Source organism: Moorena sp. SIO4G3 (assembly GCF_010692305.1).
Taxonomy (GTDB): Bacteria; Cyanobacteriota; Cyanobacteriia; order Cyanobacteriales; family Coleofasciculaceae; genus Moorena; species Moorena producens_A.
On the sequence record NZ_JAAHIG010000602.1, the window covers coordinates 1 to 3334 of the forward strand.

The window sequence follows — 3334 nt, forward strand, 5'->3', positions numbered from 1 at the left end:
TCTCCCCATCTCCCAATCTCCCCATCTCCCCACACTCCCTGTTCCCTATTCCCTACTCCCTACTCCCTACTCCCTATTCCCTACTCCCTACTCCCTAAAACTATATAACTTAACTGATGCGACTTGCTTTTTCCCGGTACTTGTTCACAAGTTTAGTGAACAATTGATTCAGCTGTTCAATGCAAAAACTATTCGGGGTCATCAATTTAGTGTTAGGATAAAAAGAGAATTTGTTTGAGCTAATCGAAGCATAATTTACGTCCTTAAAGTTGATAGCAACCTGCTGATTTCCCACGGATAGAACTTGAAACCAAGTCGCCATGCTTGCGGGTAATTTTGTACTCAGACGCAAGGAAATTTTGGGACTGGAAAGAGATTGAGCGTAGGCTGGGGTTAAAAATGGTTCATAGCGTTCAGCTTCTGGAGTTAGCTGCTTAATAAACCCTAAACTTACACCTTTGACCAGTTGCCGTAGGCTATGGGCATCGTCCCCAACCACCTCTTTGACTAACGTACTTCTAGCGATCGCATCGTTAAGATTCTTGGGGTCAGTCACACTGAGGTGAGTGCCACCAATGGCGCTAATCAAATACTTAGAACCCCCTAACTGATTAAAAGACCGTAACTGATGGTCTAGGGCTGGTGTAATAGCATCCTCCGTACCGGTTAACATTAAGGTTGGTACATTAACATGACGCAAACCCCTAGTACCAAACAAACGCCCGGTTACGCTATTCAATGCGATCGCTTGCACCACTCGCTGATCAGTAAGATTAACCTGGTCTTCTGGTAAATCCGCCGCTGCACATTGGAACCAATCTGCTGGGGATCTGCCCACAGGAGAGCGATTTTTACAAAACCGTCGCAATTCCTCTAAATCCAGTTTTCCCCCAGCCAACGCTAAAGCCGTGTAGCCCCCCAAGGAATGACCAATAATAGTAACGTGTTGAGTATTGAGTTTACCAACCATGGTAGAATATCTCTGATTGATGTCAGCCAACTCATCCAGGAGAAAGCTGACATCTTTGGGACGGTCAATAAACTCCCCCGGAGGTAACAAATCCCCAAGTTGACCAGGTGCTGACAAACTGTTAATCCTGGTAAAGTTGCTGCCAGGATGCTCTAGGGAAGCAACAGTAAGACCATAAGAAGCTAGATGGCGTGCTAAATATCTGAGAAATTTGCGGTCTGCAGCAAATCCGTGGGAGAGAACAACCAAAGGTCCAGTGGTATCCTCAGCCCAGTATAAATCTACAATAATAGTACGTTGCCGTTGTTGGTCTCTTAGTCTTAGTTTACGCTGTTTAACCAATTGGGGACCGGGAGTAGCAGGGTCAAATCTAGGGCGGAAAGTGGCAGCGTCCGCAACAGCCAAATCTTGCTCTAAGATTGGACCAACTGCTAAACTCTTCCAATAGGAGGCATTAAGTTGTAGGGCAATGCCAACCGCAGAGGAAGCATCCAAAGTGATCTTTTCTCCTGGGTAAGCCCGTAAGAAACTCAGCACACTTAACCCATTAACTTGCCTTGCTCCTAACAACAGCGCAGCTTTTAATTGCTCTAAACTACTATCAGGGAGTGCTAACCCTAGTCTGTCCAACAACCGTGCCCCATCGCTGGAGAGAAGCAGGTCATTAATAAAGGTTTCTGTGGTCTTAGGGTTGAGTTTGAGGCTATTGGTCAAAATCTTCCGGATCTCTGGCGTCAGGATATCTCGATAGGGTTGCAGTGCTCGTGATAACTCCCCTGTCTCAGCAAACTTTTCTAATTCCTTGATAGCCACAGATTGCTCAAATGGCCCCAAGCGTAGCGTGAGATACTCAGCGGCAAAAACTGGTGCAGTCATTGCCCAAAACAGAGTCACAAAGAGACTACCTAAAGCACCCTGTCTGATTTTTTTAATTTGACCTATTGAACCATTACAGTGTTTTTTCTTCACAGAAGATTCAGAGGTATGGCGCAGATCAGACCATGGCAGCTGAAAATTGATCATTAGCAATTTATGCAGAATGTGAGTGCGGATATTTCGATCAAAGCCGACTCAATCCAGACTCGACAAGCCCATGGAAATATTTTTTATACAGCACTTCTGCACTAAAGCGTAAGCTATCAGCTATCAGCTATCAGCTATCAGCCATCAGCCATCAGTTATCAGCTATCAGCTATCAGTTATCAGTTATCAGCCATCAGCTATCAGTTATCAGTTATCAGTATATGGGCGTTCGTCACAGGCTAGAAGCCTGTGCCACGATACTTGATACTAAGTTGTGGTCAAAGGTACAACTTTCTCTTCCCCCAATCTCCCCATCTCCCCATCTCCCCATCTCCCCATCTCCCTGTTCCCTATTCCCTGTTCCCTATTCCCTACTCCCTACTCCCTACTCCCTATTCCCATCCAACTAAATACTCGTATTCAATATCACCCCATCAAGTTCCGCTTCAATCAGATTAGCCCCGTGAAGGTTGGCATGAGTTAAATCAGCTCCGGTAAGATTGGCTTTTCTGAGGTTGGTTTCACTCAGGTTAGCTTCTCTGAGATTGGAATAACTAAGATTAGCTTGACTAAGGTTAGCCCCTTTCAGATTCGCCTTAACCAGATCTGCTCCTGTTAAGTTAGCTTTATCAAAATTACTACCAATCAGCTTAGCTTCATTGAGATTAGCTCCAGTCATCACCGCCTCAGTGAAGTTGACCCTACTCAGATTGGCTTTAGTGAAATTCACAGCAATCAGGTTAGTTCTATACAAATTAGCTCCCTCAAGGTCTGCCAGAGAAAAGTTAACCCTAATTAGGTTAGCCTCTTCCAAAGATGTCATAGTCAGGTCTGCTCTTTGGAAGGATGTACGGGTAAGCTTGGCTCGATTCAAGTAAGCGTGACGAAGAATAGCTTTATCAAATGTTGCCCCAACTACACAAGCCTCAGTCAGGTCAGTATAAATCAGCAATGACCCACTCAAGTTAGCTCCCATTAGCTCCGCTTGAAAGAGATTGAAACCATTCAGGTTTTGCCCACTCAGGTCTACCTCCATCAGGTCAGGGATGAGTTTGGGATGATTCTCTCTCCATTGATTCCAGAGTTTTAGACCCTGCTCAAGCTCAGCCAGATGGGTTGGTTCCGCCATGTAGTTGATTAGTCCTCTAGGTAAGAATGCTTAAGAAAGTATTAAATTTAATGTAACATAGCGAAAACAAAGTTTACATTTTGGCAATCGGGAATCGGGAATCGGGAATCGGGAATCGGGAATCGGGAATCGGGAATCGGGAATCGGGAATCGGGAATCGGGAATCGGGAATCGGGAATCGGGAATCGGGAATCGGGAATCGGGAATCGGGA

The 3334-nt window shown here is 45.3% G+C and carries 3 protein-coding genes; 1 reads left to right on the forward strand and 2 read right to left on the reverse strand.

The genetic code is table 11. The features are described 5' to 3' along the window. Window positions 1-109 precede the first annotated feature (109 nt). A complete protein-coding gene (locus F6J99_RS43450) occupies window positions 110-1993 on the reverse strand; it encodes an alpha/beta hydrolase (protein ID WP_293123248.1) in 1884 nt (627 codons plus the stop codon). A 221-nt stretch (window positions 1994-2214) separates the two neighbouring features. On the opposite strand from F6J99_RS43450, the gene F6J99_RS43455 reads away from it, so the two are divergent. Then, a complete protein-coding gene (locus tag F6J99_RS43455; RefSeq protein ID WP_293123251.1) occupies window positions 2215-2403 on the forward strand; it encodes a hypothetical protein in 189 nt (62 codons plus the stop codon). Here the strand turns inward: F6J99_RS43455 and F6J99_RS43460 are convergent. After that, complete coding sequence (locus F6J99_RS43460; RefSeq protein WP_293123254.1) at window positions 2400-3122, reverse strand: pentapeptide repeat-containing protein; 723 nt, start codon at window positions 3120-3122, stop codon at window positions 2400-2402. The genes F6J99_RS43455 and F6J99_RS43460 overlap by 4 nt on opposite strands. Window positions 3123-3334 lie beyond the last annotated feature (212 nt).